At 41.5% G+C, this 4714-nt stretch carries 5 protein-coding genes; all 5 read right to left on the bottom strand.

What is annotated here, in order from left to right; translation table 11 throughout:
* Positions 1–326 precede the first annotated feature (326 nt).
* Positions 327–752, bottom strand: coding sequence for an organic hydroperoxide resistance protein (locus FTU82_RS15630; RefSeq protein ID WP_005095836.1), 426 nt, complete (start codon positions 750–752; stop codon positions 327–329).
* Positions 753–857: 105 nt separating this feature from the next.
* Entirely contained in the window at positions 858–1685 is an 828-nt protein-coding gene (locus FTU82_RS15625; protein WP_159138730.1) for a carbon-nitrogen hydrolase family protein, read from the bottom strand.
* 20 nt (positions 1686–1705) lie between these two features.
* Complete coding sequence (gigB, locus tag FTU82_RS15620) at positions 1706–2224, bottom strand: anti-anti-sigma factor GigB (RefSeq protein ID WP_004647542.1); 519 nt, start codon at positions 2222–2224, stop codon at positions 1706–1708.
* A 112-nt stretch (positions 2225–2336) separates the two neighbouring features.
* The gene (gene gigA / locus FTU82_RS15615; RefSeq protein ID WP_005095839.1) at positions 2337–3305 is read right to left on the bottom strand and encodes an RsbU family protein phosphatase GigA; all 969 of its coding nucleotides are present in this window, start codon (positions 3303–3305) and stop codon (positions 2337–2339) included.
* A gap of 102 nt (positions 3306–3407) precedes the next feature.
* A complete protein-coding gene (locus tag FTU82_RS15610) occupies positions 3408–4298 on the bottom strand; it encodes a VacJ family lipoprotein (RefSeq protein WP_074384079.1) in 891 nt (296 codons plus the stop codon).
* Between the last annotated feature and the right edge of the window lie 416 nt (positions 4299–4714).

Here is a 4714-nt window from a genome sequence, read left to right as displayed (position 1 = left end):
AAGAACGGACTGATCGCTATAAGTCGGAACTGACCGACTCAGGCTCTAGTTACACGTTTGGCAACAAGACATTAACAGAGTGCGAATTAGTCCTTGACTATGTTTGACTACATTTTAAGGAACAGAACTAGAAATAAATAATTTAAACATAAGGTGATTTAAAATAAATTATTGCAAATAAGAATCATTATATATAAGTATTAAGATTTTTGCTTTTGTTTTGAAAATAGAATTGGCCTTTAAGGGAAGATGCAGCGATTAAAATTTTATAATAGCGCTCTAGCTATCCTGAAGCATTTTTTCAGGATAGCGGTTGAATCGAAAAATTAAGTAATGACGTTTAAGTTCACATCAATATTATTGCGGGTTGCATTTGAATACGGACAGACAATATGCGCGGCATCTACCAGTTTTTGCGCTTCTTGCTGATCCATACCTTCAAGATGGATATTTAAAGTCACCTCAATACCAAACCCGGTCGGAATTGGACCAATTCCTACATCACCCTCGATATAAGCATCTTTACTCATATTCAGTTTGTCACGATTGGCAACAAATTTCATCGCACCCAAGAAACATGCCGAATAACCTGCGGCAAAGAGCTGTTCAGGGTTGGTTCCACCACCAGGTCCCCCCATTTCTTTGGGCACGGCCAATTGTACATCTAAAATCTGATCGTCAGAGGTGGCGCGGCCATCACGACCACCTGTGGCTTTGGCATGTGCGGTATAGACGGCTTTTTCTAATGACATGAGCTTAATCCCTATTTATTGTTCATGGAGCTTCTATGCTCGGCGATTTTGCCTGAAGAATAAGCAGGGATTTTGTTAATTTATGCAAGTATCCGGGCAGGTTTCTTAAGAAAGTTGTAGCAGTTTACGATGTTGCATTAAAGGCATGGATTCACGGATTTTTTGCTGTTCACTTAAATCAAAGTCCACCGTAATCAAATGTGCGCCATCAGCATGGATCATATTCAACAGTTGGCCGCGGCTATTGGTGGCAGCTGCATGCCCCCAAGTCTGACGTTTTTCACCATGCCAGCCTTGTTGAGCAGCGCCAAGTACCGAACACTGGCTATCCATGGCACGGGTTTGCAGCAATAACTGCCAGTGCATTTCACCGGTGGTATAGGTAAATGCAGAAGGCGCAGTCAGGAGATTTGCACCCTTAGCACGTAAGCTTAAAGCCAGTTCTGGAAAGCGCAGGTCATAACAGACCATCAAGCCGATATTGCCAAAAGGAGTCTTGGCAACGACCACATCTGTGCCGGGTTCAAAGAATTTAGACTCCTGATAACCACCGACAGCATCGCCGACTTGCACATCAAACAAATGAATTTTGTCATAACGCGCTTCGGTTCGTTCAGGACTGATACACAGACTGACAGTACGCACCCGGCCATCTTGAATGATTGAACCATCCGGACGATAAGGGCAGGGCAAAGTCCCGGCCACAATCCAGGTTTGATATTGATGGGCAAGTTGTTCCAGACGTTGTTGAATGACTTCAAATTGTGCAGCAGTTTCGCGTTGTTTGCCTGCTGCGAAACAGACGAAATTTTCCGGGAAAACAATTAACTCAGCACCATTGGCCTTACTTTGTTGAATTAAAGACTCAATCTCCACAAAATTGGCGTCAATTTCATTTTGAGAATTCATTTGTGCAACAGAAAGTAAAGTCATGCGGTCCTCTTATATAGTCGTTATACCTTTTGCTCGGAGATTTTATCTAAATTGTCTTGCTCTTTCTGTAACTGTTTGACTAAAGGTTCAAACATATTCTGGTTGCTTTGATTTAGCTTCATCAAGGTTTTATGCGCATCCAGAACGGTATTGAGCATATTTTGATGCGTCACATGTTCTTCCATCAGCGCACGGGTGCAGACATTCGGATCGCCACAATAATTCAGAATCACAAACACCTGGCTCAGTCCCATACTGTTGGCCAAAGTAGTAATGTCGGAATTGGTAGAAAGCATAACAGCTTGAATATTATGTACTTGCTTGAGTTTCAGTCCTAACTTGGCCAAAACACCGAGTACGGTACTGTCAATAAAACTGGTTTCGGTGAGATCAACGATAGCGCCAACTACGTTGTCCTGCTGTTCAATTTTGTTCAGTAATTTGTCTAGACTAATACAAGATTGGGCACGCACTTCGCCGATAAGCTTAAAAATATGCGTTCCATTCAGACTTGCATATTCAACATGACCTGTTGACATATAAATGCCATTTGCAGAGAAGGATATTAAATTATCCCATAGGGTGTATTGATACTCAAGTAGCTGAAAGTGGTAATCAAATTAAGTGCTTATAAAGTCTGTAAATATACTGCTAATTTACGCGGATAAAGCTTAAAAAGGCGATATCGTCGGCCACATGTTCTGGAGCCTGAAATGACTCATTCTGCAAGTGATGTAATAATTGCGAAAATTGCTCATTTAATCCACCATCAAAGGGTTCCAGTGCACCATCTGAACAGATGATAAAACGGGCATTAGGGCTTAATACCCATTCGTTTTCTTCAACCTCAAGCTCTTCGGTCAGACCTAAAGGGAAGCTGCTGGTAGAGAAAATCTTAGGCTCTTGATTGGGTTCAAATATAATCGGTGGGGGATAATGTCCGGCACTGGACCATTTTAATACATGGGTTTCCAGATTTAAAATCCCGGCAATCATGGTGATGTGCTTTTCAATATTTTCCTGCATTAGCATGCCGTTAAGCTTTTTAATCAGCTCGCGCGGCGTTTTGGAGCGACCGTGAAAAGCAGCCATCCAGGACGTGAGTAAACTACTGGTGACGCCATGTCCAGATACATCGGCCAAATAGAAAATCACTTCTTTGTCGCTAATTTTCCAGTAATCATACCAATCTCCTGAAAGATAGGCTGAAGGCTGAAAATAAGTTTCGACCTCATAATTGGTCAGTTTAATCGGGTTGGGTAACAATCTTTTTTGTAGTTCTGCCGCAGAAGGCAGATCACGGCTATCCTGGTTACGTTTATATTGCGCATCAATTTTTTGCAGCGCCAGGTCAGGATTTTCAGGAAGTTTATTCCAGATCCAGCCTGCCAGCGCCCCTTGCTCCCAAGCCTGAGCCAACGCTGTGCCTTCATGCTCTAAGGCCAGCACAATGGTAGGCAGATTCCACTTATATTTCAGATAGTCATGTACATCTGCAATTGCGATAATCGTAGAATCATACAGCTCATGATCATCCAGATAGATCATCTGAATATGCGGAAGCGTATCAAGTACCTGATCTAAATAGGGAATATCACGAGTCGGTTGAATGAAATACATAAAAAAGTGATTCGATCTCAGGGTTGGTTATACGATGTACTATAACAAGCAAGGTATTGCTAGCGAACAGATTTCACTAGCAATCATACATCAAGCATGAACTTAAAGATCTTCTTCTGAAGATTCAATATTGTTCTCATCAAAAGGTATATCTTCAGAACTATCTTCTTCGAAGTCATCTTCTAGGAATAGGGTATCTTGTTCTGTACCTTTCTTTTCAGCAATCGCGTAATTGGTGCGTTGCAAGTAAATATCCCGAATCTGGGCATAACGATCACCGGTCAGCACCCCTTCAACATCCAGTATTTCCGAGCGGTTATCAATGGCACGCCAGAACTGGTCGGTCCAGTAAAGCCCATCTTCATCTTCGAGAAGATATTTTTGTGGGCGGGTTTGACTATCTACAGCAGTACCAATCACCCCACGCACTGAACTTGGGCCTAAAAATGGCAACATAATATAAGGACCAGACGCAACACCATAATAACCCAAAGTAGTTCCAAATCTCTCGTCTTCATGACTTAAACCAAGGCGACGTGCCGGATCAGCCAAACCTAAGGTCGTTAAAGTATTAATGGTAAAACGTCCCAAGGATTTTGCTGCGCGGGTCGGACGGCCCTGAATCAGCTGATTGACTACATTCCAGGGTTCACCCAGGTTATTACGGAAATTGGTGTAGCTACCGCGGACATCCTGTGGAACTTTCTCAACATACTGAACAGCTATAGGACGTACCACAGTACGGTCAATCGCATCATTAAACTGATAAATCTTTCTATTTAACGGTTGGAAAGGATCTTTGACTTCTTCAGCCTGTGCTGCACTGGCATCGACTTTTAGCTGTGTCTGTAATTGTTGTGCCTTGGCCGATATTTTGGTTCTGAGTGGCGTTTTCAAAGATTCATTTTCCACATCCGTGTTGACCTCTGCGAAAACATGTACGCTTGATACTAGAGAAAATAAGCATATAGATAAGTAAATAGAACGATGCATAAGGAAACCCGAGGCCTTGTCTGAGTAAGGAGCACTACTTATTAGTATAAAAATAATAAACGTTATATTCACGAATAGACATCATTTAAGCAAATTTGTATAAAAAATGAATGAAAATACACAAAAAGAGTAAAAAATGTACATGCAAAATAATTTTCTTGAAAAAGGTGTTGCAAGCGCCCTGAAATGCTGTAGAATGCACATCCATCGGCAGTGATGAAGATTAAAACTTCTGATAAAACAGTAACTTAGCACGAGGTGTTAAGATTAGGTTTTGTTGGTTAAGTTCAAATTAATTTGAATTACGGATTGACACTTTAGAAATTCAGTGTAATATAGCCGACCTAGCTTGCTGGTGACGAATCAGCAAGAAGATCATTAAGAGATTATGAAGAACAACTTGTGTGGATTTTTAC

Origin of the sequence: Acinetobacter sp. YH12151, from assembly GCF_013418355.1 — a bacterium.
Lineage (GTDB): Bacteria > Pseudomonadota > Gammaproteobacteria > Pseudomonadales > Moraxellaceae > Acinetobacter > Acinetobacter pseudolwoffii.
The sequence above is the reverse complement of the archived record's forward strand: the minus strand, read 5'-3'. Positions and strand labels throughout refer to the sequence as shown.

Coding starts and splice junctions, on each gene's coding strand:
- gigB (WP_004647542.1), bottom strand. CDS start 2,224: ATGTCAACAGGTCATGTTGAATATGCAAGTCTGAATGGAACGCATATT.
- gigA (WP_005095839.1), bottom strand. CDS start 3,305: ATGTATTTCATTCAACCGACTCGTGATATTCCCTATTTAGATCAGGTA.
- FTU82_RS15610 (WP_074384079.1), bottom strand. CDS start 4,298: ATGCATCGTTCTATTTACTTATCTATATGCTTATTTTCTCTAGTATCA.
- FTU82_RS15630 (WP_005095836.1), bottom strand. CDS start 752: ATGTCATTAGAAAAAGCCGTCTATACCGCACATGCCAAAGCCACAGGT.
- FTU82_RS15625 (WP_159138730.1), bottom strand. CDS start 1,685: ATGACTTTACTTTCTGTTGCACAAATGAATTCTCAAAATGAAATTGAC.